The 842-nt window shown below is 65.0% G+C and carries 1 protein-coding gene; it reads right to left on the bottom strand.

Going from position 1 to position 842, the window contains the following annotated elements; genetic code table 11:
* Positions 1–47: 47 nt before the first annotated feature.
* Positions 48–842: hypothetical protein (locus tag ABTU92_RS30555; RefSeq protein ID WP_408095275.1), on the bottom strand; the 795-nt coding region annotated here is incomplete at its 5' end.

The raw sequence follows: 842 nt of genomic DNA, 5'->3' as shown, positions 1-842 counted from the left end.
TCCGCAGGATCGCGTCTCGAACCATGCGGCCACGGGGGCCGCGCGCCTCAATACCAACCCAACACGAACTCGATGTAGAGCAGCATTCGCGGCTTCAGCTTGACGTATACGTTTCTGTAGACGGTTGCGACGTGATCACGCTCGGCGGCCGGAATGCCGGCGGCACCGAGCCGGCGCTCCGGATCGGACAGCCACCGCCAAATCGCGAGCACGCGAGTCGCGGCGTCGTGATGGGCCTCGGCCGTTGCATCCGGCAGACTGCGCCTGCCATCGGATCCTCTGCGATCGGGCATATCGATGTGCGTGTGCAGTGCCGCCAATTTCTTCGCGAGGTGCCGCATCTCCTTGGCCAGCGACGACGAGACGGCACGCCCGGAGACAGCCCGATCACCGAGGCTGCTCAGGATCTCCTCGATTGCGGTGCGAACGTCCGCGCTCGGCGTGTCGAAACGGTCCTTGGCGAGGGCGCGGCGATACGCCTTCAAACGCGGGAACATGCGATCGAGCTGCTTGTAGCGCGCGACGAAATCGTGAAAGGCGCGGTGGACGGGATCGCTCGCACCCAGATCCCGGTCAGCGATCTCGTCGGCGAGCGCGCGTAGCATGTCCAGCAGTCGCCCGTTGATCTCCAGCTCGATCGCGTCCGCCAACGTCTTCTGGATGCTCCGGTGCAAATCGACGATCCTGGCTCGCGTCTCTACCGAGCAGGCCCGGTTCGATGTCCGCCGCCGTGTATGGCGATGAAAGTCCTCGACGGCGCGTCGGAAATCCGTGAACAGAGCCTCCGCCGAATAGCCATCGGCAGAAGCTTGCAGGCCGTCCGGGAACGCTTTCGAGCCGGC

This window comes from Rhodoplanes sp. SY1, assembly GCF_046000175.1.
In the GTDB taxonomy this organism is placed as follows: domain Bacteria; phylum Pseudomonadota; class Alphaproteobacteria; order Rhizobiales; family Xanthobacteraceae; genus Rhodoplanes.
The sequence above is the reverse complement of the archived record's forward strand: the minus strand, read 5'-3'. Positions and strand labels throughout refer to the sequence as shown.